General features: G+C 68.9%; 1 protein-coding gene. It reads right to left on the bottom strand.

Features of this window, described 5'->3' with window-relative positions; all coding sequences use genetic code 11:
* Positions 1–202: hypothetical protein (locus BN358_RS25585; RefSeq protein WP_157593484.1), on the bottom strand; the 202-nt coding region annotated here is incomplete at its 3' end.
* Between the last annotated feature and the right edge of the window lie 39 nt (positions 203–241).

Raw genomic sequence — 241 nt, 5'->3', positions numbered from 1 at the left:
TCGCCACGAGGCCGTAGACCCGGTCCATCAGGGCATCAACATCGGTGGAGTCGTAGCCGTTGCGCCGCACCGAGGGAAAGCCGTTCCGCAGGTCGATCCGCAGGGTCGGACCCAGGGAGAACCTCCGCGTCCGCGCCCAGAAAACGATCAGGACGAGGATCAGCGCCGCCACCATGACCACGCCGAGGGCCCCGAGCTGCATGGCTCGACCCTAGCCGGACGGTCAGCCGGTCAGCCGGCC

The sequence above is a fragment of the Sedimentibacter sp. B4 genome (assembly GCF_000309315.1).
Classification (GTDB): Bacteria; Bacillota; Clostridia; order Tissierellales; family Sedimentibacteraceae; genus Sedimentibacter; species Sedimentibacter saalensis.
Note: the sequence above shows the minus strand (reverse complement) of the source record. Positions and strands in the feature narration are given on the sequence as shown.